Consider the following 24480-nt stretch of genomic DNA (forward strand, 5'->3'; position numbering starts at 1 on the left):
TCAACTCCGTCCTGGGTCGTGGCAGATGTACACCCGCGGGGCACCGCCCTCGTCGGGCACGGGCTCCTGGGCGGTGGCGCGCACGCCCTCGCGGACGGTCTCGCCGGTCCGGGGGTCGACCACCCGGTAGGGCAGCGGGACGTTCGCCGGATCGGTGATGAACAGCGGGCCGCCCTCCTCCGCGTAGCAGAGGTACAGCACTCCGGGCACGGACAGCCCCCGGGGCGCCAGGGTGGATTGCCAGTCGGGCCGCATGTCCGTCAGCGGAAGGCCGTCGAGGATCCGGGAGACCAGCCCGACATGGCGTGAGCCCTCGAAGTCCAGCGCCTCCCGCCAGCCGGCGCCCTCGGCCAGGAAGAACTCCTCGTGGCCGGGTTCGGCGGCGTGCAGCCGCCACTGCCACAGGCTCGCCGCGCCGTACACCACGCCCATCGTGCCGCCGGCACAGAGGTTGCTCCAGGCCTCGTGTCCCTGCCACCAGCCCGCGGCCCGGCCGGGGCGGCCGGTGTTCTCATAGGTCGGCTCGCCGTTGGCGACCGCCTTGGCCGGGGTGTTGCGCCACATGTCCGCGACCCGTTCCTGGACGTGCCCGCCCATGTGGCCGGTCTGGCACCACTGGAAGTGCAGCCAGGCCTCGCTCTGGTGGGCGCGGTTGTCGGAGTGCGGCCGGTAGTGGATACCGCAGGGCTGGCCGTAGCCGTCCCAGCGGCCGACCTCCGCACCGCCCGCCGCGATCTGCGGTTCGCGGCCCTCGCCGTCGGCGCCGACCAGGTAGACGGCGGGGGCGGCGCCGTAACGGGCGACCAGATAGCGGCAGTAGCGCGCGTACTCCTGTGGTGGGACCACCGGCCCTGCCACGCGTAGGCCCTTCCAGCCGAACCCGTGGAAGAGCGGCTGGAGTACGGGGACGATCCCGTGGTCGCGCAGGATGCCGATCAGCCGGTCGAGGTACTGGAAGTACGCAGGGTTCAGGCTGGTGATGTGTCCGGCCGGAAGGTCCTCGAAGCCGACATCGAACCCCTCGTCCGCGGTGCGGTCGCGCGGCCCGCACGCATCCATGTCGGGCTGGACGCTCATCAGCAGGGCCGCGTTGAACCCCTTGGCCCGCCGGTCGGCGGCGTACTGCGTCACCTGCTCCTCGGTGGCCCGCCAGGGCAGGCTCCAGACGGTGTCGCCGACCAGCAGCGCGGGCGTCCCGTCGGCGTGCACCAGGCTGCGTCCGCCGGGCGACATCCGCCAGAAGCCGTGCCGGTGGAAGGCGTTTCCGTCGTCTGCGGCGGGGCGCACCGTGAGCGCTCCGCTCTGCCCGGACAGCCCTTCGTCCGCGACGGAACCGCCGCTGCGCCAGGTCCAGCGGCCGTCCGCCTGCGGGGAGGCGAAACGGACCTTCCAGATCCGGCCGCCGTCCCAGAACGCCGGGCGGCGCAGTACGGTCCCGGACTCATGGGTGAACTCGGCCCATACGTCGACGTCGGTATAGGGGTTGGCGTAGTCACGTGCCCCGGTCAGGGTGATCTCGGTCTGCCGCCAAGGGGCGGCCACCGGCTCCGCTTCCGCGTGTGTCCGCGTATCGCTCATGACCGGTTCGACTCCTGGCCGACGGCGATGTCGGCGGCGAGCGGCAGGTTCGTCGACGACGGGCCCGCTTCCAGGGTGTAGGTCCCCGGTTCGACCGCCCAGCCGCCCGCCTCGGTGTCCCAGTGCTCAAACGTCCGCGCGTCCACGGTGACCGTCGCGACTGCCTCCTCGCCGGCCGCCGCCTCGATCACGGCGAACCCGGCGAGCCAGCGGACCGGGCGCTCAACGGCACCGCCCGGACGACTGGCATACACCTGCACGACCTCCTTGCCGTGCCGTGTGCCGCTGTTGCGTATCCGTACCTCCGCCGTGAGGCCGGCGCCGGGTTGCGTCTCACCGGGGACGTCGATCGAGACGTAGTCCCACGTGGTGTACCCGAGTCCGTGGCCGAAGCCGTACCGGGACGGCTGCTGTCCGCCGCGGCCGTCGCCCCGGTAGCCGATGAACAGCCCCTCGTCGTAGGTGAGGACGCCGTCGACGGGCTCGGTGGCGGGCAGCCCCTGCTCGGAGGCGGGCCAGAGGGTCGGCAGCCGCCCGCCCGGCTCTGTCACGCCCAGCAGGACATCGGCGAGCGCGTTGCCGAACTCCTGCCCGGGGAACCAGGTGAGCAGTACCGCCGCCACCTCCTCGGCCCAGGGGAGCAGTACCGGGGAACCGGAGTTGACCACCACGACGGTACGGGGATTGGCCTCGGCGACCCGGCGGACGAGTTCGTCCTGCCGGCCGGGCAGGGCCAGGCTGTCACGGTCGAAGCCCTCGCTCTCGACCTCCTCGGTGGTGCCGACCACGACCACGGCGACATCGGCCGCGCGGGCGAGGGCCACGGCCTGCTCGATCTCCTCGTCGTCGCTGCCGTGCGGCGGCTGGAGGTTGAGCTGGAACATGGTGACCGCCTCACCGAGGGAGTCGTCGGCGGAGACGATGTCGTGGGTGAGAACGACCTCGGTCTCTTCGTTTTCCGCCAGATCGATGGTGTGCAGCCGTTGCGGCGGAGTCATCAGAGCCTCCACCAGGTCCGCGCCCGGCGGGAGTTGAAGGTGTACGTCGAACGCCTCGGTCCCCGCGACGGACATCCGGAAGCGGCCGATACCCGAGCCGCCGATCGCGTACGGGCCGGGGCCGGTCGCGCGGACCACGGTGTGCACCTCCACCCGGGCGACCTGACCGGTGGGCACACCGGGGCCGTAGGACCCCATCCAGGTGTAGGCGCCCCCGGTGCGGCGCTCGGAGCCGAGCAGGGTTGCGTCCGCGGAGAGGAAGCGCACCTCCACGCCCTCGCCGGAGCCGTCGGGGTGGCGGAGGTAGGACAGGTCTGCCGCGGGTGTGCGGGTCTGCGGGGTGACGCCGACTCCGTGGGTGACCTCGACGTCGTCCCCCAGGGCGGCGCGGATGCCGTCGAGCGGTGAGACGGTGTACGGCGGGAAGACGGTGGCGCTGCCTCCGCCGAGGGTCCGGGCCACGGCGGCGTTGGGGCCCAGGACGGCGACCCGGCTCAGGGCCGCGCGGCTCAGCGGCAGCACGGCGCCCTCGTTGCGGGCCAGCACGAACCCGGCGGCGGCGGTCTCGCGCAGCCGGGCCGCCACCGACGCGGCGTCGTACTTCGGCGGCCGGGCGGTGGTGGGCACATCGCTCAGCGCGCCGACCCGGGCGGCGAGGCGCAGCAGCCGCAGCACCTTGTCGTCCACGAGCGCCTCGTCGACCTTGCCCTCGCGTACGGCGGCGACCAGCGCATCGCCCCACGGGCCGATCGGGCCGGGCATCACCAGGTCGAGCGCGGCGCGTGCGGACGGCTCCGTGGTGCGAACGGCGAACCAGTCCGACATCACCAGCCCGTCGAAACCCCAGTCGTCGTGCAGGACCTCGCGCAGCAGTGGGCTCTCGGTCATCGAGTGCCCGTTGACCCCGTTGTAGGCGGCCATGACAGCCCAGGCGCGGCCTTCGCCGACGATGCGCTCGAAGGGCGCCAGGTACAGCTCCCGCAGGGCGCGCTCGCCGATCCGCGCGTCGAGCGTCATCCGCTGGGTCTCCGAGTCGTTGCCGACGAAGTGTTTCACGGTGGCCGCCACGCCGCCGCCCTGGACACCTCGGACATAGGCGACCCCGATCCGCGCGGTGAGCAGCGGGTCCTCGCTGAAGCACTCGAAGTGCCGTCCGCCGTAGGGGGTGCGGTGCAGGTTCACGGTGGGGGCGAGGAGGACGTCCACGCCCTTGTCGCGCGCCTCGTGGGCGAGCAGCCCGCCCAGCCGCTCGATCAGCGGCTCGTCCCAGGTGGCGGCCAGCGCCGTGGGCGAGGGCACGTTGGCGGAGGGGCTGCGTTCGTCCCACAGCTCGCCGCGGACTCCGGCGGGTCCGTCCGAGACGACCAGCCGGCGCAGGCCGACGGCGGGCTCGGGATGGACGGACCAGAAGTCCGCGCCGGTCAGCAGCCTCACTTTCTGCTCCAGGGTGAGCGCGCCGAGGCGCCTGGCGAACTCGGCTTCTTCAGCCGTGGGCGGGGTGTCGGTGGTGGGCTGCCGGGTCACGGCGTCCTCCTCGGTGAAGTGGGGTCGGTGGGAGCCGGGGTCGTCGCGCCCAGGGGGGCGTCGCCTGTGTGCTCGATGAGCACCCGGACGTCCCAGGGCCCGAGGCCGAGCGTGCTTCCGGCGGCGAGGGGCTCACCGGTGAACAGGTCACGGACGTCCCCCGGCAGGCGGTGGTCGACCGGATCCCAGGCCCAGTTGTGGACGAAGCGCAGGACGGCGCCGTCGGCGGTGGCGGCCGACGTGCAGGTGACGGACGCCGGCCGGTCCTCGCGCCAGGCGTCGGACGGGAGCGAGACCGCGGCGACCCAGTCCGCGAGGCTGTGCGAGAGTTCACGGTCCGGCACGGTGCCGACGTACGTCACCCGGCCGTCGCCGTACTCACGGGTGGTGACGGCGGCGAACTGGCTCAGGTGCGGATGCTCGTATCCGGCCAGGACGGTGGCGCCTTCCGGGATCAGCCCGTCGGCCCATGCCGTCGCGTGCCCGTGCAGGGCGGGGCCGGGCACCGCACTGTCTGACGTCGGGTCCGTCGGGGCGATCGTGACCGGGGTCAGCACATTGGTGAACTCCTGGTAGTACGCGCCCGCGGCGGGGCGCAGCACTCCGGGCATGACCGTGTGCCGGGCGACGGCCTCCTCGTCGGCGTAGCCGGTGCGGGGGGTGAGGACGAGATGGCCGCCGGCTTCGGCGTACCGGCGCAGCAGATCGAGTGTCGCGTCGTCCGCGATGTACAGCGCCGGGACGATCAGCACCGGCCAGCGGTCGGCCAATTCCTTCGGGCTGGAGAGAAGTTGCTCCGGGGAGACGACGTCGACGGACAGCCCGGCGTCGAACAGCCCCCGGTAGAACGCGGCGACGATGCGCTCGTAGGACTGTGGATCGCCGAACCAGGCAGGGGTGACGCCTCTGAGTGGCGCCATGAACTCCATGGCCCAGCGGCTGTCGGCGGACAGCAGCATCGCGACGTCGCTGCGGGGGCGCAGACCGTCGATCAACGTACCGGCCTGCTGGAGCTCCTCGGCGATCACTGAGAGCTCCTGGTACGTCCGGCCGGGCTCCAGGCTGTGGCCGAGGATGCCGCCCCAGTAGGTCTCGGCGCCGTAGTGCAGGGAGTGCCAGTGCCAGTACTCGATCATCCTGGCGCCGCGCGCGACCATGCTCCACACGGCCTGGCGGGCCTGGCCCCGGTAGAGGGGGAAGTTGTCCGCGGATCCGCCGATCGAGGTGGCGTTGGTCTCCATGACGAGGAAGGGTTCCTGGCGGATGCCGCGCGCCATGTCATTCTGGAGGTAGAGCCAGGCGGGGCCGGACCAGGGGACGAAGAACGGATGCAGTCCGCCGACCGGCTCGTCGGGACCCGGCAGGGCCAGCCCTTCCTGGGTGGCGTAGTAGATGTTCGCCCCGGCGATGTCGAGGGGCCGGCCGATGGCCGAGATGTCCAGGCCCTGCTGGCCGAGGGCCACGCAGGTGGTGACGAAGTGGTGCTCCGGTACGAGGCCGCGGACCAGCTCGGCGTGCCAGGTGATGTACTCCTGGGTCAGCCGGGACTGGTAGCGGCGCCAGGCGAGGTCGTACGACGGGGTGGAGTTGCCGTCGGGGGTCCACAGGTCCGCCCAGTCCTGCAGACGGTGGGACCAGTAGGTGAGCCCCCAGCGGCGGTTGAGCGTCTCGACGTCGCCGTAGCGTTCGCGCAGGTGGTCGAGGAAGCCCTGGAACACCGAGTCGTTGTGGAAGAGCCGCAGGCCAGGCTCGTTGTCGACCTGCCAGCCGATGACCGCCGGGTGGCCGGCGTAGCGCCCCACGATCCTGCGGACCAGCCGCTCGGCGAGATGCCGGAAGGCGGGGTGCGAGTAGTCCGCGTCCTGCCGCATGCCGTACGGGACGGGCTCCCCGGTACGGGAACGGGCCGCCGTCTCTGGGTACTTGCGGCGCAGCCACGGCGGGACGGCGTAGGTCGGGGTGCCCACGATCGCCTTGATGCCGCGGTCGTGGGCGGCGTCGAGCACCGGTTGCAGCCAGTCGAGGTCGAACCGGCCCTCGCGGGGTTCCCAGGTCGACCAGACCGACTCGCCGACCCGGATGACGCCGAACCCGGCCGCGGCCATCAGATCGAGGTCCTGCGCGAGCCGCTCATAGGGCTGGTACTCGGTGTAGTAAGCCGCTCCGAAGAGCATGCGTGGGAAGAATGTGCCCATGCGGTACTGGTGACTTCCTGTCAGTTCGGCGCGCCGGAATGCGGCGGCACCGGTCGTATGTCTCGGACGGGCCAACTCAGAACACGCCCTAGTCCTCGCCCCGGTAGCTGAACCGGTCGAAGGCGACGGTTCCTTCAGCGGCGTACATGCCGATGACACGGCCCGTGAAGGACGCCGCGGTCTCGGCGCAGACATAGCGGCCGTCGAGCACCGCGAGCTCGACCGGCCCGGTGCCGAAGTCGGCGGACAGCCGGACCAGGTCCGGGCCGAGGGCGTCGAGGCCCGGGCCGCCGACCGGCTCGGTCTCGATCCGCACGGTCACCGGCCCCGGGGGAAGAGGCTGCTCCCAGGTCTGGCAGAGCCCGCCCACCCGGGCGCGGGCACGGGCGATGCCGGCGCCCACCTCGATGTCGTAGTGGTGGCGTTCGTCGATCCGCAGGCTCAGCCCGCCGACTCCACCGGTGCTGTGCACCTGGACCGAGAAGACGGCTGACTGGTGCTGCTGACGGCGGCCGACGAAGCGTGGACGCGGGTCGTCCATGGTGGAGCCGTCGGCATGCACCACGAGGTGGCCCGGGCGCTCGGTGAGCGAGGACCACTCGGTGGCCGGTGTCCGTACCGAGAGCCATTCCAGGCCGAGTTCGGCGTCGGTGAAGTCGTCGTGGTGCTCAACCGGCCCGGTGGGCGGTGTCAGCTCGACCGGCCGTACCACCGGCCAGCCGTCGACCCAGTCCAGCACGGTGCTGAACGTCTCCCGGCCCATGGGGGAGAAAGCCCTGGTCAGACCGCGGGGCCGCATACCCAGCAGGAACAGCGCCCAGCCGCCGTCGGGGGTGCGCACCAGGTCGGCGTGACCGGTGTTCTGGACCGGTCGGTCGGTGCTGCGGGCGCTGAGCACCGGATTGGCCGGGCAGCCCTCGAAGGGGCCGTCCGGACGGGCGGCACGGGCGATGCTCACAGCATGCCCGCGCTCGGTGCCGCCTTCGGCGATCAGGAGGTACCAGGTGCCGTCGATCTCGTACAGGTGCGGGGCCTCGGGGAACATCAGTCCGGTACCCGACCACAGCGACCGGGGTTCTTCGAGGGCCCGGCCGGTCTCGAGGTCCATACGGACCTGCTGGATGCCCAGATGCTCGCCGGCGCGGTCTCCGTCGAGCTGCAGACCCGAGTAGGTGACGAAACAGGTGCCGTCGGCGTCCCAGGCAATGTCCGGGTCGATACCGGACACCCCCTGCATGACGATGCCGTCGGACCAGGGGCCCTCGGCCCGGTCGGCAGTGAAGATCAGACTGCCGCGCCCCATCGCGTCGGTGACGACCAGCCAGAAGCGGCCGTCGTGGAACCGGATGGTGGGCGCCCAGGCACCGCCGAGCGTGGGGACCTTCTCCAGAGCGAGCTGCCCCGGGCGGGTCACCACGTTGCCGATCTGCTCCCAGTGCACCAGGTCGCGGCTGTGGAACAGCGGCAGGCCGGGGAAGTACTCGAAGCTCGAACAGGCGAGGTAGTAGTCGTCGCCGACGCGGGTGACGCTGGGATCCGGGTGGAAGCCGGGGACGGTGGGGTTGGGCAGGGTCATGCTCGGTCTCCCGACGTGGAGGCGGTCGTGGAAGCGGTCGTGGAGGCATGCGCGGAAGCAGTCGCTGAGGTGGTCGCGGAAACATCTGTGGAGGCGTCGGCTGCCGTGGCCGCTGCCAGCCGCCGCCGCTCGGCCCGGCGCTCCGCCTGCCGCCCCGGGTCCGGCACGGGTGCGGCGAGCAGCAGTCGCCGGGTGTAGGGGTGTTCGGGTGTTGTGGTGACGGTCGCCACGTCTCCGGTCTCGACGATTTCTCCCTGGCGCATGACCGCCACCCGGTGGCTGATGTGCCGGACCACGGACAGATCGTGCGTGACGAAGAGATAGGCGACGCCGGTGCGCTCCTGGATCTCGACGAACAGGTCCAGTACCCGGGCCTGGGTCGACAGGTCCAGTGCGCTGACCGGCTCGTCGCAGACGATGACCCGCGGGTCCCGGGACAGCGCCCGGGCGATGGCGATGCGCTGGCGTTGGCCGCCGGAGAACTCCCGTGGCAGCCGCTCCCCGGCGTCGGCGGGCAGCCGGACCTGGTCGAGCAGGTCCTTCACCCGCTTCTCGGCCTCCGTCCGAGAGGTTCCCGCGACTCTCAGCGGCTCGCTGAGGATGTCGGTCACCGTCATCGCCGGATTGAGCGAGGTGTACGGGTCCTGGAACACCACCTGGATGTCGTTGCTGAGCGCCCGGCGTTCCTTTCGGCCCAGGCCCGAGATGATCTTGCCACCGTAGCGGACAGCGCCGGAGGTGACCGGGGCCAGTCCAAGGACGGCCCGGCCCAGGGTGGTCTTGCCCGATCCCGACTCGCCGACCAGCCCGAGCGTCTCGCCCGCGCCGATGGTGATGGACACCCCCTTCAGTACCCGGAAGGGCGGCTTGCGCCAGCCTTTCGACGGGTACTCCACGACCACGTCGTCGGCGACCAGCAGGGGTTCCGCCGGGAGATCCTTGTCCAGTGTTCCGGTCATGCCGGACCCTCCTGACGTGCGGTGCTCATGATCCCTGCGATGTCCGTGGTTCCCGCGCCGTCCGTGGTCCCCGCGACGCTCGCCGACGCGGTGCGGCTGAGCGCGGACCGCGGCTCGGCGTCCTCCAACGTGGACGACAGGAGCATGCGGGTGTACGGGTGCCGCGGATCGGCGAACAACTGCCGTACGGGTGCGGACTCCACCACGGCGCCGGTCTGCATCACCGTCACGCGGTCGCAGATGTCGGCCACCACACCGAAGTCGTGGGTCACCAGGATCACACCCATGTTCCGTTCACGCTGAAGGGACCGCATCAGGTCGAGCACCTCGGCCTGCACGGTCACGTCTAGGGCCGTGGTCGGTTCGTCGGCGATCAGCAGGTCCGGTTCGCAGGACACCGCGCCGGCGATGAGGACGCGCTGCGCCATACCGCCGGAGATCTGGTGCGGATAGCAGTCGAAGACCCGTTCCGGGTCGGCGATACCGACCCGCTCCAGCAGGCCGAGCGTCTTCGCCCTCGCCTCGGCCGCCGACAGTCCGAGGTGCCGGCGCACCGGCTCGACCAGCTGGGCGCCGATACGGAAAGAGGGATCGAGGTTGGACATGGGTTCCTGCGGCACGTAGGCGATCCGGCGGCCGCGGTACCGGTTCATCTCCGCGCGGCCGAGCCGTCCCAGTTCCCTGCCGTCGAACACCAGCCGGCCGGTGGAGACCCGGGCCTCCCTGGGCAGCAGACCGAGGACGGCGAAGGCGGTCTGGCTCTTGCCCGAGCCCGACTCTCCCACGAGCCCGAGGACTTCACCCCGCCGCACCGTCAGACAGACGCCGTCGACGACGGTCTTCTCTCCCTCGACCGTCGGATAGGAGACCGTCAGGTCTTCGAGGACGAGCAGGGCGTCATCCGCCTGTGCCGCCTCGGACGTGCCGCTCATGTCGGAGGGTGCGGAGGTGACGGGCTGCGTCTTCTTCTCCGCGACCTGTTTGCGGGCCGCGGTGTCGCGCGGCCTCCGCCCGCCGGCCGCACTCCCGTCCAGCGCGTCCCGCAGGGCGTTGCCCAGCAGACCGAATGCGGCGACGGTCACCGCGAGCGCCACTCCGGGCCAGACCATCAGGACCGGCCTGGTGTAGATGTTGCCGAAGGCGTCGTTGAGCATGGCGCCCCAGCTCGCCTGGGTCGCCGAGCCCAGGCCGAGGAACTCAAGGCCGGACTGGATGACGATGCCGAGACCGAGCATCTGCGCGGCCTGGATGATGGTCGGCGCCTGTACGACGGGCAGGATGTGCCGGCGGATGATCCGGGGATCTGCCAGGCCGGACACCCGCGCCGCGTCCACGTACAGCTCTTCGCGTACGGAGATCACCGAGGCGCGGATCAGCCGGAAGACGCCTGGTGACATCAGTACGCCGAAGACCGCCATGGCGACGTACGTGTTCTGCCCCACCGCGGACATCACGACCAGCAGCACGATGATCGCAGGTACGGCCATCAGCAGGTTGGCCAGCCAACTGCTGACGGCGTCGAACCACTTGCGGTAGTAGCCGGCCACCAGACCGGCGGGAACACCGATCAGCAGGGCGACGGCCACCGCGAGCAGGGCGCCCAGCAGACTGGTCCGCCCGCCGTAGAGCAGCCGGGCCAGGACGTCACGGCCGACGCCGTCACCGCCCAGGGGATGCTTCGCGCTCGTCGGAGCCAGGCTGTCGGTCAGTGAGGAGTGGGCCGGGTCCTGGCTGGTCAGCAGCGGTGCGAACAGGCTGGCCAGTGAGATGAGTGCGAGGAGCACCAGACAGGTCACGGCCACCGGGTTGCGCAGCAGTCGGCGCGGGAGTCCCGCGCGCCCCGGCGGGGCGACCTTGGGGGCAACCGTGTGCGCCACTTCTTCGGACTGGGGGAGCGTCATCCGACACGCACCTTCGGGTTGAGCCATCCGTACGCGATGTCCATCAGGATGTTGACCACGACGACGATGGCGACCATGACCACGACGACGCCCATGACCACCGGGGTGTCGCCCTGGGATCCGGCGGTTGTCGCCTGGCTTCCGATCCCGTTGAGGCCGAAGACCTTCTCGACGACCACCGCACCGCCGACCAGACCGATGAACTGCAGGGCCAGCACGGTCAGAGCGGCCGGGGCCGCATTGCGCAGGGCATGCCGGAACAGCAGGCTCCGCTCGCTGATGCCACGGCTGCGGAGGGTCCGTATGTAATCCGCGCGCAGTACGTCGACCATGGAGCCACGCACCTGCTGGGCAGTGGCGGCGATCGCTCCGACGGAGAGCGACAACGCCGGGAGGGTGATCGACCGGAGCCAGCCACCCGCCGAGTCCGCCAGTGGAACGTAGCCGGTCGCGGGCAGCCAGCCCAGGTCGACGCCGATCACCACGGCGAACACCAGGGCAACCAGAAAGCTGGGCACGGCGAAGCCGAGGACCGCGAGCAGCTGCACCAGTTGGTCCAGGGGACCCCGGCGGACCGCGGCGGCCACCCCCAGCACCGTGCTCAGTACCGCTGACACCAGCAGCGCTCCCAGCACGATCGACAGGGTGACCGGCAGCCTGTTGGCGAGTGAGCTCGTCACGGACTCACTGCTGAACCACGAGCTGCCGAGGTCGCCGTGCACCGCGTGCGCGAGCCAGTGCCCGTAGCGGACCACCAGGGGCTGGTCGAGTCCGAGTTCGGCGGACTTGGCGGCCGCCTGCTGCCGGGTGGCCGTCTCCCCCACGATCTGGCGCACCGGATCGGAGCCGGTGAGGCCCATCAGCGCGAAGGTCGTGGTCGCGATCACCAGGACCAGGACCAGCCCGGCGGCGATGCGCCGGACCAAGAAAACGATCATTAGTCTCCCCACCTTGCCTCTTACCGACCGATGTTCATCGGCGGCCGGGCGGGAGCGCTGCCGCCACTCCCGTCCGGCTCGCCGCCCAGGTCAGCCGACGGGCTTGAAGTTGTAGATCGGCGGAACGACGGCGAACGCCTGCGGTGTGAAAGTGACGCCCTTGGTCGTCGCGTAGGTGTTCTCCACGGAGTCCCAGGGCGCGTTCCACGCCTGGTCGACGAGGTAGGTGTTGAGCTCCTTGAACAGTGCGTCCTGAGCGGCGCCGGTTGCCGACCGGGCCTTGGCGATGAGGTCGGTGACCTTGGGGTCCTCGGTGTGCAGCGGATTCCACAAAGCGCTCTTGCCCACCTCGATCTGGATGGTGTCCCAGGGGCGGAAGGAGGCGAGGGTCATGTAGGACAGCGGGTACTTGCCCGCGATGAGGGCGTTGATGAGCTGGGCGACCGGGATCTTGTCGACCTTGACCTTGATCCCGATGTCCTCCAACTGCTGGACCATGGCCGCCTGCTGGTCCGGGAAGACCGCCGAGACATCCGGGACGGTGACCGAGAAGCCGTGCGGATATCCCGCCTGGGCCAGCAGTTGCTTGGCCTTCGCCGGGTCGTAGGAGTACGTGGAGTTCAGCGAACTGTCGAAGGCCGAGCCCGCCGGGTTGAAGATCTGGGTCGTCGCCTGACCCAGTCCCTGCTTCGCCGTCTTGACGATCGTGGAACGGTCGAAGGCATAGTTCAGGGCCTGGCGGACCCGGACGTCGCCGAGCGCCTTGACGATCTTTCCTTCGCGGTCCCAGATGTACACACCCTCGACGTCGCCGGAGGTGTACTTGGTGACGTCGAGCCCGCTGCTCCTGGCCGGTGCGACGTTCTTGGCACTGGCCAGCAGCGCACCGTTGATCTGTCCCGAGCGCAGCGCGTTGAGCACGGCGGTCGGGTCGGTCAGCGGCTTGAGGACGATCTTGTCGAAGGGGAAGGCAGCCTTGTTCCAGTAGCCCTGATTGCGTACGAAGGTGTACGTACTGCCCGCCGTGGTGGCGGACTTGTCCAGGGTGTAGGGACCGGAACCCACCGGGGCGGTCTTGAGCGTCCCGGCAGTGATGGCCTTGGGACTGGCCATCATGCCGGCCACATTGCCGAGGTTCGGCACCAGCGAGGGGTCGGGGGCCGAGAGTTTGATCGCGACCGTGGTGGCGTTGACCACGTCGACGCCGCTGATGCCCTTGAGCTGGCCCGCCGCCTCGTTGCTGCCTTCCTTGGTGTGCAGCAGATTGGCCTTGACCGCCGCCGCGTCCAGGGGGGCGCCGTCGGTGAACTTGACGCCGGTGCGCAAGGTCAGCGTGAGTACCGTGCGGGCCGCGTCGTACGACCACTTGGTCGCCAGGTTGGGCTTGACCTCGGCCGTCGGGGACAACCGGAGCAACGAATCGTATACGGGCTGGTAGTACTGCGCGTTGTTGCCGAGTCCGGCGTCGGCCAGGTCCCACGGCTGTGCCGCGACCACGGGAGCCAGGGTGAGGGTGCCGCCGGTGGCCGCCTTGCCCGAACCGGAACCCGAGCCCGAGCCGCACGCGGCCACGGACAACATCAGGGCAGCCGATATGGCTGTCAGCGCGATTCTTCGCATGGGTACTCCGCTGGTGAGTGGATGACCGGGCGGCGTCGGGCATCGAGCCGCCCTCAAGGGCCTCGGAGGTAGTGGGAAACCAGGTCCTGACGCGGCCTGGACCGTTCTTGGCGGTCAGCCGTTCCTGGCGGAAGGAGGTTGGTCTCCACCGTTTTCGATGGGCTAGAACCAGCCACTGATACGTACAAGTGAAACGTATGCGTAACGTAGCCCCGCGCTTGGCGGGCCACAAGACCCTTGCATCAGCATTTTCCGGAGATCCGGAACCCGGAGGAGCGGCGTCATGGCACGCCGGGAAATGGCCTTCCCCGGAATCCGCCCGGAGGAAACGTCCTGGTCAGGCCGACTCGCGTCAGGCCGACTCGCGCACGACCAGTGTCAGCGGAGTCATCTGGGGCGGTGGCGGCGGAGATTGGCCGGTCACGCCATTGATGATCATCCGGGCCGCGCGGCCCACGGCGACATCGAGGTTGTTGTCGATCGTCGTCAACGGCGGTACGGCGAAAGGCGCCAGTTTGTCGTTGTCGACGCCGATCACGGCCAGGTCGTCGGGGGCGGCGAGACCCACCCTGCGCATACCAGCGAGAAGGGCGAAAGCGGTCTCGTCGTTGTAGGCGCACACTCCCGTGACGGCGGGGACGGACGAGTGCCACTGCTCGGCCGCCGCGGCGGCCGCCGAGATGTCAAGGGGCACCTCCAGCACGACGGGCGGCTCGAGACCGTGTTCCGCGCAGGCGGCGCGGGCGCCTTCGAGCCGCAGGGCCAGGAAATCCCGGAGCCGGGGATCCCCGGGAGCGGCGTAGCCGATGCGCACGTGCCCCGTCGCCACCAGCCGCTCGACCTGCATCGTGCCGATAAGGGTCTGGGGAATGACCAGCGCGCCCGGCGCGCCCGCAGGGCCCATCCCGGTGCTGACCACGTGGATCCCGGCCGCCCGCATGCTGGCCATGTCCTCGGCGGAGACATCGAAGACCGTCATCACGGCCGCCGGCATGAGTTCCCGCCACAGCGACTTGAGCGGGGAGTGCCGCTCGCGCCGTGTGACGAGGTTCAGGCCGTGGCGCTCCAGTTCGTCGCCGAGCAACTCGACCAGGGCTGTCAGAGTGCCGCCGACAGGAACATCCGGAAGGAACATCAGCACCAGATCACTGCGGCCCAGGCGCAGCGCGCGTGCGGCGGCCGACGGTTCGTAGCCCAGTTTCGCCACCGCATCCAGCACTTTGCGCCGGGTCTGCTCGGAGATCTTCTGGTGCGACACGTCATTGAGCACATAACTGACCGTGGTCTGTGAGACTCCCGCCTCCTTGGCGACGTCGTTCGCTGTCACGCGGCCGGTCCTGCGTGCCATCGGAGCCTCCCGTGGAAGATCGTGGACAAGCCGGTACAGCGTGCCCAACTGAACGGCGAGCCGTCACTGAATCGTAACAGTGGGGGTGAGGAGTGTCGGAGGACTCCGGACCCCCGCTCCAGGAAAGCCGGGCCGTGCGTCCTACCGTCTCGCGGCAGTGCGTACCGTCGCCGCCGTCCGGCGGGCGGTGCTGGTGCTGGTGCTCCACCGCAGGGGATGGCAGGCAGGGCATCCGGAAGTTCGAGCGAACCGCTTGTTCTTCTCAGAAGAGTGTCGGGTCAGCGGGGAGCGGGCCTCGGGATCACGAGGACGGTCCTGTCGTCGGACTCGGTCGGAAAAAGGTGCTCTGTTCGGCGAGTACGTCCGACCGGACGACGTGACGACATACGAGGGCAAGCGAACAGGGTGGCCGCGGACACTGTCCACAAGTGGCGGCGGTCCATCGCCGAGCGGCTGGACGAGCTGGTCCGATCGGTTCACTCGAGCGATCCGGCATCCGACACGTCGAAGTCAGGCCGGCGAAGACTGGCTTTGAGATCTTCGTCCATAGCCACAGCCACGGCGACAGCCACGTGGTTCGAGGAAGGGCAGCGCGGCAACGAGGCCGCGCCGAGCTCAGTCTTCGCCGAGCAGACGCCGGACCGTGCCGCTCGGACTCCTCAACTCCCAGGGGGAGTTCAGCATTGACCTCACGGGACCGTCGGCGGGAGCGCTCATCACGATCGCACCGATGCTGTTGATCCACGCGTGCTTTGCGGCGGTGGACCGTGGGCGGGCTGACCGCAGCCGTGATCAAGGGCTGAGCCGGCCCGCGGCAGCCGGGCTCTGGCTGAGTAGGGCCTCGGCCGTCGCCCGGTCGGTCACCAGCGTGTGCACCAGCCCGCCGCGCACGGCCCCGCGGATCGCCTCGTGCTTGCGCAGCCCCCCGGCGACGGCCACGGTCCGGCGCACCGAACGCAGTTGCCGCGCGCTGATGCCGACCACCCGCCCGTCCAGCTCGGACGGCACGGCCCGGCCCTCGGCGTCGAAGAAATGCAGACATACGTCGCCGACCGCGCCGAGCTTCTCCAGCGAGGCCAACTCCTCGGCGGAGTATGCGTTTCCGCTTCGAGCAAGGGTGCTGGACGGGTTGACCTCGCCGATGCCGACGAGGCCCACAGTGATCTGGTCCATGTGGGTCAACGCAGCCGCCACGAAGGGGTCTTCGCGCAGGACACGGGCGCTTTCGGCCGAGCCGGCGAGCCCCGGAGCGGGCAGGTAGACCGCCTGTCCGCCAACGAGCTGGGCGAGTTGTCCGGCCAGCCGTGAGGCGTGCGCGGCCGCGGCGGGGTCACCGACTCCGCCGACGGCCTGCACGATCGTTACGTCCTTGAGGCTCGAGACTGGTTCCATGGCCTCGACCGTGGCCAGGAGCGAGGCACTCCATGGAGAGATGCCGATGACATCGCCCGAGCGCAGTGTCGTCTGCAGGTAGTACGCGGCGGCGGCGCCGAGATCGGCCATGAGGCTCCTCTCATCGTCGGGGTCTGTCTCCACGACCAGGGCGAGCTTGAGGCCGTACACCTCCTGGAGGCGCTGCTCCAGTTCCGGGTAGGTGCCGGGCGCGGCGTGCACGGTGATGCGTACGATGCCCTGCTGCTGGGCCTTCTTCAGCAGCCGGGAGACCTTGGCCTGCGAGAGGTCGAGCTGTGCCGCGATCTCGGGCTGCCGGACGCCCTCGGAGTAGTACATCCGGGCCACGTGCGTCATGATTCGCAGCTCTTCGCGCGCCGACATCGGTCTTCCTTTCCCCTCCGTCCACCGGTGTGGACGCACCTCGTTCTCCGTCACCGTACGGGACGAGGTGCTCGGGCGTGCCGCCCCGGCATCCACCGCGGCCGTGCCGTGCGGCCAGCGTTCTCCCAGCCCCGTGACTCTTGACGGCGGTCGGTGGTGCGGTCTTAACTGTCGCCGCATAGCAATTCGATGCTGAATGGATATTCAGATGCTCTCAGCTGTACCGGGGGCCACCTCCCGGCTCCGTGACCTCCGCAGTGGGCTGCGCGCGACTGCTCCCGCCGAACGGGCCGGCCGTCTGCGCGACGCCGCGCGCGAGATCCGCCGCCGTGACCTGCGGATGATCGAGCGCGCGGGTCAGGGACACATCGGCGGCGACTTCTCGGCGGCCGACATCCTGGCGGTGCTCTACCTGGCCGTCCTGGACCTCGACCCGGAGCACCCCGACTGGCCCGAGCGCGACCGCTACATCCAGAGCAAGGGACACGCGTCGGGAGCGCTGTACTCGACCCTCGCGTACGCCGGATTCTTCCCCGATGCCGCGTTGGACACGTACATGGAGCCGCTGTCGGCCCTCAACGGGCACCCCAACCGCCGCAAGATCCCGGGTGTGGAGACCAACACCGGTCCGCTCGGCCACGGCCTGCCGGTCGCCGTCGGAGCGGCGCTCGCCGCCCGCCTCGACGGGGCCACGCGCCGTACCTATGTCCTGACCGGCGACGGCGAACTCCAGGAGGGCAGCAACTGGGAGGCCGCGATGTCCGCCGCCCACTACAAGCTGAACCGGCTCACCGTGATCGTCGACCGCAACCGCTTCCAGCAGGGCGCGCCCACGGAGGGCACCAACGCGCTGGAGCCCCTCGCGGACAAATGGACCGCGTTCGGCTTCCGTACCCGGCACATCGACGGACACGACCACGAGGCCCTGTTCCAGGCGCTGAGTGCCGAGCCGGGTGACGACCGCCCCGTCTGCCTGATCGCGGACACGGTGAAGGGCAAGGGCGTGTCCTTCATCGAGGACCGGGTGGAATGGCACCACAAGGTTCCCTCCGCCGAACAGACCGCCGCCGCCCTGGAGGAACTCTCCCGATGACCCTCGCCATCGCCGCCCACGAGCTGCACGACTGCCGCCAGGCCTTTGCCGAGACCCTTGCCGAGCTGGCCGAGTCCGATCCGCGCACGGTCGCCGTCTGCAACGACTCAATCGGCTCCAGCAACCTCAAGAACTTCCAGCGGCGCTTCCCGGACCGACTGATCAATGTCGGCATCGCCGAGCAGAACATGGTCGGCGTCGGAGCCGGGCTCGCCGGTGGGGGCCGTGTTCCCTACGTGTGCGCAGCCGCCCCCTTTCTCACAGGTCGGGCACTTGAGCAGATCAAGGCCGATGTGGCGTATTCACGAGCGAATGTGAAGCTGTGCGCCATGAGTCCCGGATTCGCGTACGGCCAGCTCGGTCCGACCCATCACGGGGTGGAGGACTTCGCCTGGCTGCGTACGCTGCCGGAGCTGACGATCCTGACACCCGCCGACCCCGAGGAGACGCGTGAGGCACTGCGCTGGGCGCATTCCTACGACGGCCCCGTCTACCTGCGCATCGGGCGTACGAAGGTGCCGGACGTGACCCCGCACGTTCCGTTCCGGGCCGGACGAGCCGCGCGCCTGCGTGACGGTGACGACATCACGCTGATCTGCGCCGGTACCACCGTGCCCGCAGCCCTGGAGGCCGCCGCCCGGCTGGCCGCCGACGGTGTACACGCCCGCGTGCTGAACTTCTCGACCGTCAAGCCGCTCGACGAGGAAGCCGTGCTCGCGGCGGCCCGCGACACCGGCCGCATCGTCACCGTCGAGGAAGCCAACGTGCACGGCGGCCTCGGCAGCGCGATCGCCGAGACCGTGGTCACTCACGCCCCCGTGCCCATGCGCCTCTTGGGCGTGGGAGACGAGTTCACGCCGACCGGCAGCGCGGCCTTCCTCGCCGACTACTTCGGAATCACTGCCGACGCCGTCGTGCGCGCCGCCGGCGAACTACTGCGCGCCGGGGCGGACGCGTCGTGAGCCCGGCCTCCCCGGCGCGCGACGCCGTTCTCGCCCTCGACCAGGGAACGAGCGGGACCAAAGGCATGCTCGTCGCCGAGGACGGCATGGTGCTCGCCACCGCCCACCGCGCGCTCGGGCAGCAGTACCCGCAGCCCGGCCGCGTCGAGCAGGAGCCCGAGGCGGTATGGACGACGGTCGTGGAGGTCCTGCGCGAACTGGCCGCCCACGAGGGCGTCCGTCCCGTAGGGCTCGGGCTGAGCGTGCAGCGCGAGGCGGTCCTCGCCTGGGAGAGAGCCACCGGCCGGCCGCTGTCCCGACTCGTGAGCTGGCAGGACCGGCGCACCACCGAGCGGTGCGCCGAACTGGCCGAAGGACCTCACGCGGGCCTGATCACAGGGCGCACGGGGCTGCCGGTCGACCCGATGTTCTCCGCGACCAAGGCGGCGTGGCTGCTCGACGACATCGACCCAGGCCGCGGCCCGGCATGTGCGGGGCTCCTTCGAGTGGGCACGGTCGACGCCTGGCTGCTGCACCGGCTGACCGGCGGGGCCACCGACGCCATCGAGACAGGCTCCGCCTCGCGCACCCAGCTCCTGAACCTGGCGACAGCGGAGTGGGACCCGGAGCTCGCCGAGGTCTTCGACGTTCCGCTGGAAACCCTGCCCGAGGTCACCGCTTCCACCGGGGACTTCGGCAGGTTGCGCGGGGTGCCCGGTGTACCGGACGGGCTGCCGGTAGCGGCCGTCCTCGGCGACTCGCACGCGGCGCTGTTCGCACAGAGCCACGGACGGCAGGGCGTGGTGAAGGCAACGTACGGCAGCGGCTCCTCACTGATGGCGCTCTGCCCAAAGGACGTGAAGCCGCCGGACGGCATCGCGCGGACCATTGCCTGGCGGATCGCGGGCGAGGACCCCGCCTGCGCGCTGGAGGCCAACATCGCCTCGGCCGGTACGGCCGTGCGCTGGGCCGCCCGGCTGCTGGGGATGGACGCGGCAGGACTTGCCGAACTGGCCGCCACCGGGCGGGACAGCGAGCTGCACCTCGTGCCCGCCTTCGACGGCCTCGGCGCACCGTACTGGGACCGCGACGCGCGGGCGGTGCTCTGCGGCATCCAGCAGGACACCGGGCCCGCCGAACTGGCACGGGCCGCCGTGGAGTCCCTTGCCTACCAGGTCGCCGACACCCTCACCCGCTTCGAGGACGCGCTCGGCCCAGTGTCACAACTGTGCGCCGACGGCGGCCCCACCGCCAACGAACGGCTGATGTCCTTCCAGGCCGACCTCGCAGGCCGCCCCGTGCTGCGCGCCGGCCTGCCGGAGCTGTCCGCGCTCGGCGTGGCCCAGCTCGCGGGCGTGGCGCTAGGCATCTGGAGCGAGGCCGACCTGGAGACCGCCACCCCGCCTGGAACGCGCTTCGCGCCCACAAAGGACCTGGCCTGGCGCTCAGCACGGATGGCCGACTGGCGCCGGGCTATCACCAGGGCCCGTGCCACCGCACCCTGAAGACCACCGCCTCGGGCAACGACGAAACATGCAGCACCCGCACCCGCACCCACCCGATTCCCAAAGGAGAGCCCCATGTCCTCGCTCCGTTTCGCAGGCGGCATGTGGAGCTTCGGCCGCATCATTGACCGCTACGCCACCAACGGCTACGGGCCCGAGGTCGGCGCCCTGGAAGCCATCGACCTCGCCGCCCAGTCCGGCGAGCTGACCGCGCTCGACCTCAACTACCCCTTCGGCGACGGCGTGAGCATCGCCGACGTGAAGGCCACGCTGGCCAAGCACGACCTCGCGGTCACCAACATCACCCCCGTCATCTACGACCGCGGCTACCGCTCCGGCTCCTTCACCAGCGCCGACCCCGAGCTGCGCCGGGCGGCCGTCGATCTCGGCCACGAATCCGTGGCGGTCGCCCGGGAACTCGGCGCCCGGTACGTGAAGTTCTGGCCGGGCCAGGACGGCTACGACTACCCTTTCCAGGTCGACTACGCGACCTTGCGCAAGCATGCGATCGAGGGAATCGGCGAAGTGGTCAGGGCCCACCCGGACATGACCTTCGGCATCGAGTACAAGCTGAAGGAGCCGCGCACCCGGCTGTTCTGGTCCACCGCCGCCGTGACCCTGCTGGCCCTGGAGCAGATGGGCGCCGACAACATCGGCCTCGTCATCGACTTCGGCCACTCCCTGTTCGCCAAGGAGAACCCCGCCGAGGCCCTGTCCCTCGCCTACTCCATGGGCCGCCTCGTCGACATCGAACTCTGCGACAACTACCGTGAGTGGGACGACGACTTGACCGCGGGCGCCCTGCACGTTGTCGAGACGCTCGAATTCCTGCACGTTACCCGCCAGATCGGCTGGGAGCACCCGCTCAAGCTGGACCTGTTCCCCTATCGTGAGGATCCGCGCGAGGCCGTCCGCGAGTCGGTCGCCGCGATCCGTGCCCTCGATGACCGTGCCGCCGGCATCCTGCTGGACGAACTGCGCGCCGCTCAGGCGAACCACGACGCCATGGCCGCCCAGCGCATCGTGCGCACCGCGCTGTACGGATGACGCCCCGTCGCCGCGGCTTCCGCGGCGACGGCCTATCCCCGTGTGCGTCCGTCACGTGACCACTGATCGGTAGTGTGCACCGTGCACCGCATTGTCCGCAGCGGCCTGTTGAAGTTCATCGCTGACTGCAGTGACTGCGTTTGGTGAGGGCGGGGCCTTCCGTCAACGAGGACTCGCCCCTGGCGCCGCAGGGCCCCTACGCCCGGACCAAGGCCGTGTGCGAGGAGATGTTCGCCGACATCGCCGTGGCCGGGCCGCGCGTGCTGTCGCTGCGGTACTTCAACCCGGTCGGAGCCGACCCCGAGCTGCGTACCGGTCTCCAGATCAAGCGGCCCAGCCACGCCCTGGGCATGCTCATCCAGGCGCACCAGGACGGCCGCCCGTTCCCCATCACCGGCACGAACTACCCGACCCGCGACGGCACGGGCATCCGGGACTACGTGCACGTCTGGGACCTTGCCGCGGCCCACATCGCGGCGCTCGAGCGCTTCGACTCCATCCTCATGGAGTCGAAGCGCTCGATCGCGATCAACTTGGGCACCGGCTCCGGCACCACCGTCCGGGAGCTGTGCGACGCGTTCAACAACGTTGTGAGCACTCCCCTGGCGACCATTGACACCGATCCACGGCCCGGTGACGTGGCCGGCGGCTACACCAAGAGCGACCGGGCGGCCGAGCTGCTGGGGTGGACGCCGAGGCTGTCCCTGGAGGACGGCATCCGGTCCGCCCTGGACTGGATCCCGGTGCGCGACAAGATGCTGACGGGCTGACTGTCCGCCCTCAGGGTGGCCTTGGCTTCAACGCAGTCTGCCTTCAAGGGTGAGCAGGTGCGCATGGCCGGAGCGAGCCATGCGGCGTCCCAGCGGTGGTCTGCCGGGGCGTCCCGGTAGGCCTCGTGTTCGGGAGTACCGCCGACACCCCGACCCCCGAAGCTCAAGTCCCGGCACGCCGAACGCGCTCCGCCCCGACCGCGCCCCCACCGAGCATCGGCTACTTGATACGGGCTCCGAACTCCGCCTTCGCGTAGGGCGCGCCGAGCTTCTTCCCGCCGAAGACGAACGCCGCGTCCGGGACGATCCCGGTCGGGCGGCCGCGGAGTTCCCAGACCGCGCCGTTGCTCTTGTCCTCGTTCCACGCGGCGGAGGACAGGTCGGCGTAGCCATTGCCGTTGATGTCGAGCAGCCGGACGGAGCTGCCGAAGCGGTCTCCGGCCTCGGCGGCGCCGGGGATGCCGGGGCTGTCCTCGGTGATGGCCTGGGCGCCGGTGCCCGTCAGGCCGGAGCGGCTGCCGCGCAGGACGGTGACGACACCGGCCTCCTGCCGACCGGTCTCGCCGAGGCTCTCGCCGGGCGCGCCGATGGCGACGTCGTCGATGCCGTCGCCGGTGATGTCCCCGACGGCCACCGAGGCCCCGAAGGCGTCGTTCTCCTCGTAGGCGCCGGGAACGCCGGGCGTGTCCTGCGTGAACGTCTTCCAGGTCTCCGAGTGGCCGATTCCGGAGGCCGAGCCGTAGGCGACCTCGATCTCGTCCATCGCCTCGCGTCCGGCGACGATGTCGTCGTACCCGTCGCCGTTGACGTCGCCCAGCGCGACGGCGCGCCCGCCGCCCGGAGCGGCGGTGCCGCTGTACACCAGGCCCTCGGGCGAGCCGAGGAAGAACTTCGATCCGAAGTTGCCGTCGCCGCCGTATCCGTCGACGACGAGGTCGTCGCGGCCGTCGCCGTTGACGTCCCCGCTCGCGCCGCTCGACACCTCGATGCCGCGCAGCTTCTCGGGGTCGAGCGTGGTCGTGCGGACCGGGGTGCCCGAGCGGCTGAACGGGCCGTGCCAGACGGCGCCGGTGGAGTCGCCCGGGTCGTCACCGCCGCCGGCTCCGGTGATCCTGAAAAGCGCCAGGTCGAGCCTGCCGTCGCCGTCGAAGTCGCCGGACGCGACAGTCCGGCCGCTCCCGCCGGGCAGCGACGTGCCCCCGGACAGGCCATGGGGCCCGCCCCAGACGATGACCGGGCCGACGACCAGATCCGCGTAGCCGTCGCCGTCGAGGTCACCCTTGGCCGACGGCGTTCCGAAGTTCTCGTTCTTGGCCGGGCTGCCCGGGATGCCCTTGGTGGCACGGCTGATGACGGTCCGTCCGCTCGCGGACAGGCCGTGCGAACCGCCGTACATCACCGCCACATAGCCGGCCCCGCTCTTCCCGTCGACAGTGGCGTGGCTCGCGGCGACGGCAAGGTCCTGGTAGCCGTCGCCATTGAAGTCGTCGCCTACAGGCGCAGCGGGCGCGGCCGCCGCGACGCCCGTCGCGCCTAGCGGTCCGACTCCCAGAGCGATCAGGCCCACTGCGAGCGGTCCTGCCCAACGGACGTACGAACGTGCGGAAAACATCAGGACACCTTCCCATTACGGTGACATGGTCACCGCACGAGACCGCCGGGCGCGCACATTGGTTGTACGCGGTCACAGGCGCATGCTTCCGGCGCCGCCAGGACGGCCCTGTGCCAGGGTTCCCCCCATGCCCTTCGACCACAACGACCACCATTACCGGTTACTGCTGCGGAAGCTGCCGAAGCAGAAGGACGTACCGCACTGAGGATTTTCATCCTGAAACCGCAGGTCGCATGGATGGTGCGCGTGTGGCAGGGAGCTCGTGCTGGTCAGGTCCTGATTACCAGTGGGTGATCGTCCGTCACCTCTGCACATCGCTGTTGGCCAGGACAAGCAGGGCCCGCAGGAGAGTGGTGGCGTGACGACGGCAATGTGCCAGCGAGCTTTCCGTGGAGGCAGGCCCGTCGGGTCGTCGGGGGTCATACCCGAAGGCTTCCGCGTCATCCGCCGCGGAATGAGTCCGAGTCGCCTGCTGGTGCGTCATGCATGGGCCCGTGGTGGCGGTCGGCCCCGTACGGTGCGCGCCATATTTTTCGGCTCAGTCCATGGAACGGCTGGTGGGCAGGGTTTGTGTTTTGACCGCGTCGTCTTCGGCTTGCTGGCGCAGTGAGGCGACCGCGGTGGCGAGGTCGAGGCTGTCGGCAAGGTCCACGCTGGCGGGGTCGGCGGCGTGTGAGGTGACTCCCGTGGTGTGGACACTCTGACAATGGATCTTGTAGGTCCGAGGAAGGGTGTCTGGTGGGACGGAAGTCTCCATATCCGGTGGAGTTCAGGAACGACGCGGTGGCGTTGTACCGCGCGGGGGGCGGGAAGCGGACGTATGCCGCGGTCGCCGCGGACGTCGGGGTGACCGGCGAGACGCTGCGCAGTTGGGTCCGGCAGGCCGACGAGGTTGCCGGCCGTGGGCAGGTCCGTGGTGACGAGGCGGCAGAGGATCGGGACGAGGAACTGGCGAGGCTCCGGGCCGAACTCGGCCGGTTGCGCAAGGCCGAGAAGGAGTGGGAACTCGAGCGGGAGATCCTGCGCCGGGCGGCCCAGTATTTCGCCAAGGAGATGAGGGCATGACCGGCCGCTGGGACTTCATCTCCGCCCACCGAGG

The 24480-nt window shown here is 70.2% G+C and carries 16 protein-coding genes and 1 pseudogene; 6 read left to right on the forward strand and 11 right to left on the reverse strand.

The genetic code is table 11. The annotated features are described in order from the left end of the window. From OG568_RS55580 to OG568_RS55625, 10 genes are all read right to left on the reverse strand, one after another. Complete coding sequence (locus tag OG568_RS55580) at positions 1-1578, reverse strand: apiosidase-like domain-containing protein (RefSeq protein ID WP_329537622.1); 1578 nt, start codon at positions 1576-1578, stop codon at positions 1-3. Then, positions 1575-4100 (reverse strand): beta-glucosidase family protein, encoded by a 2526-nt coding sequence (locus OG568_RS55585; RefSeq protein ID WP_329537623.1) that lies wholly within the window; start codon positions 4098-4100, stop codon positions 1575-1577. The genes OG568_RS55580 and OG568_RS55585 overlap by 4 nt, the downstream gene beginning before the upstream one ends. After that, on the reverse strand, positions 4097-6295 hold the full coding sequence (locus OG568_RS55590) for a beta-galactosidase (protein WP_329537624.1): 2199 nt from the start codon (positions 6293-6295) through the stop codon (positions 4097-4099). The genes OG568_RS55585 and OG568_RS55590 overlap by 4 nt, the downstream gene beginning before the upstream one ends. 88 nt (positions 6296-6383) lie before the next feature. Then, positions 6384-7871, reverse strand: a complete 1488-nt coding sequence (locus OG568_RS55595; RefSeq protein WP_329537625.1) for a glycoside hydrolase family 43 protein — start codon at positions 7869-7871, stop codon at positions 6384-6386. Further along, entirely contained in the window at positions 7868-8830 is a 963-nt protein-coding gene (locus OG568_RS55600) for an ABC transporter ATP-binding protein (RefSeq protein ID WP_329537626.1), read from the reverse strand. Before OG568_RS55600 ends, OG568_RS55595 begins: the two co-directional genes overlap by 4 nt. Continuing rightward, positions 8827-10731, reverse strand: a complete 1905-nt coding sequence (locus OG568_RS55605; RefSeq protein ID WP_329537627.1) for a dipeptide/oligopeptide/nickel ABC transporter permease/ATP-binding protein — start codon at positions 10729-10731, stop codon at positions 8827-8829. The genes OG568_RS55600 and OG568_RS55605 overlap by 4 nt, the downstream gene beginning before the upstream one ends. Then, a complete protein-coding gene (locus tag OG568_RS55610) occupies positions 10728-11669 on the reverse strand; it encodes an ABC transporter permease (protein WP_329537628.1) in 942 nt (313 codons plus the stop codon). The genes OG568_RS55605 and OG568_RS55610 overlap by 4 nt, the downstream gene beginning before the upstream one ends. Before the next feature lie 90 nt (positions 11670-11759). Then, on the reverse strand, positions 11760-13289 hold the full coding sequence (locus OG568_RS55615) for an ABC transporter substrate-binding protein (RefSeq protein WP_329537629.1): 1530 nt from the start codon (positions 13287-13289) through the stop codon (positions 11760-11762). Between the two features lie 352 nt (positions 13290-13641). Continuing rightward, on the reverse strand, positions 13642-14616 hold the full coding sequence (locus OG568_RS55620; protein WP_329537630.1) for a LacI family DNA-binding transcriptional regulator: 975 nt from the start codon (positions 14614-14616) through the stop codon (positions 13642-13644). 813 nt (positions 14617-15429) lie between these two features. Continuing rightward, positions 15430-16413, reverse strand: coding sequence for a sugar-binding transcriptional regulator (locus OG568_RS55625; RefSeq protein ID WP_329537632.1), 984 nt, complete (start codon positions 16411-16413; stop codon positions 15430-15432). A gap of 208 nt (positions 16414-16621) precedes the next feature. Here OG568_RS55625 and OG568_RS55630 point away from each other — a divergent pair, with 208 nt between their 5' ends. The 5 genes from OG568_RS55630 to OG568_RS55650 all read left to right on the forward strand — a co-directional run bounded on the left by OG568_RS55630 (position 16622) and on the right by OG568_RS55650 (position 21769). Beyond that, complete coding sequence (locus tag OG568_RS55630; RefSeq protein WP_329537634.1) at positions 16622-17506, forward strand: transketolase; 885 nt, start codon at positions 16622-16624, stop codon at positions 17504-17506. Beyond that, complete coding sequence (locus OG568_RS55635) at positions 17503-18468, forward strand: transketolase family protein (RefSeq protein WP_329537635.1); 966 nt, start codon at positions 17503-17505, stop codon at positions 18466-18468. The genes OG568_RS55630 and OG568_RS55635 overlap by 4 nt, the downstream gene beginning before the upstream one ends. After that, positions 18465-19952: an FGGY family carbohydrate kinase gene (locus OG568_RS55640; RefSeq protein ID WP_329537636.1), complete on the forward strand. Its 1488-nt coding sequence runs from the start codon at positions 18465-18467 to the stop codon at positions 19950-19952. The genes OG568_RS55635 and OG568_RS55640 overlap by 4 nt, the downstream gene beginning before the upstream one ends. A 75-nt stretch (positions 19953-20027) precedes the next feature. After that, on the forward strand, positions 20028-20999 hold the full coding sequence (locus tag OG568_RS55645) for a sugar phosphate isomerase/epimerase family protein (RefSeq protein ID WP_329537637.1): 972 nt from the start codon (positions 20028-20030) through the stop codon (positions 20997-20999). A 143-nt stretch (positions 21000-21142) separates the two neighbouring features. Beyond that, positions 21143-21769: an NAD-dependent epimerase/dehydratase family protein gene (locus OG568_RS55650; RefSeq protein WP_329537638.1), complete on the forward strand. Its 627-nt coding sequence runs from the start codon at positions 21143-21145 to the stop codon at positions 21767-21769. A 220-nt stretch (positions 21770-21989) separates the two neighbouring features. Here the strand turns inward: OG568_RS55650 and OG568_RS55655 are convergent, their stop codons facing one another. Further along, positions 21990-23381 (reverse strand): FG-GAP and VCBS repeat-containing protein, encoded by a 1392-nt coding sequence (locus OG568_RS55655; protein ID WP_329537639.1) that lies wholly within the window; start codon positions 23379-23381, stop codon positions 21990-21992. A 738-nt stretch (positions 23382-24119) separates the two neighbouring features. On the opposite strand from OG568_RS55655, the pseudogene OG568_RS55660 reads away from it, so the two are divergent. After that, positions 24120-24478 (forward strand): annotated as a pseudogene (locus OG568_RS55660) (transposase); the annotation flags it as partial. Between the last annotated feature and the right edge of the window lie 2 nt (positions 24479-24480).

The sequence above is a fragment of the Streptomyces sp. NBC_01450 genome, assembly GCF_036227505.1.
Taxonomy (GTDB): Bacteria; Actinomycetota; Actinomycetes; order Streptomycetales; family Streptomycetaceae; genus Streptomyces.

Excerpts from the sequence above, each read along its gene's own strand:
- OG568_RS55580 (WP_329537622.1), bottom strand. The coding sequence starts at position 1,578 with ATGAGCGATACGCGGACACACGCGGAAGCGGAGCCGGTGGCCGCCCCT.
- OG568_RS55590 (WP_329537624.1), bottom strand. The coding sequence starts at position 6,295 with ATGGGCACATTCTTCCCACGCATGCTCTTCGGAGCGGCTTACTACACC.
- OG568_RS55595 (WP_329537625.1), bottom strand. The coding sequence starts at position 7,871 with ATGACCCTGCCCAACCCCACCGTCCCCGGCTTCCACCCGGATCCCAGC.
- OG568_RS55600 (WP_329537626.1), bottom strand. The coding sequence starts at position 8,830 with ATGACCGGAACACTGGACAAGGATCTCCCGGCGGAACCCCTGCTGGTC.
- OG568_RS55605 (WP_329537627.1), bottom strand. The coding sequence starts at position 10,731 with ATGACGCTCCCCCAGTCCGAAGAAGTGGCGCACACGGTTGCCCCCAAG.
- OG568_RS55610 (WP_329537628.1), bottom strand. The coding sequence starts at position 11,669 with ATGATCGTTTTCTTGGTCCGGCGCATCGCCGCCGGGCTGGTCCTGGTC.
- OG568_RS55615 (WP_329537629.1), bottom strand. The coding sequence starts at position 13,289 with ATGCGAAGAATCGCGCTGACAGCCATATCGGCTGCCCTGATGTTGTCC.
- OG568_RS55625 (WP_329537632.1), bottom strand. The coding sequence starts at position 16,413 with ATGTCGGCGCGCGAAGAGCTGCGAATCATGACGCACGTGGCCCGGATG.
- OG568_RS55630 (WP_329537634.1), top strand. The coding sequence starts at position 16,622 with ATGCTCTCAGCTGTACCGGGGGCCACCTCCCGGCTCCGTGACCTCCGC.
- OG568_RS55635 (WP_329537635.1), top strand. The coding sequence starts at position 17,503 with ATGACCCTCGCCATCGCCGCCCACGAGCTGCACGACTGCCGCCAGGCC.
- OG568_RS55645 (WP_329537637.1), top strand. The coding sequence starts at position 20,028 with ATGTCCTCGCTCCGTTTCGCAGGCGGCATGTGGAGCTTCGGCCGCATC.
- OG568_RS55655 (WP_329537639.1), bottom strand. The coding sequence starts at position 23,381 with ATGTTTTCCGCACGTTCGTACGTCCGTTGGGCAGGACCGCTCGCAGTG.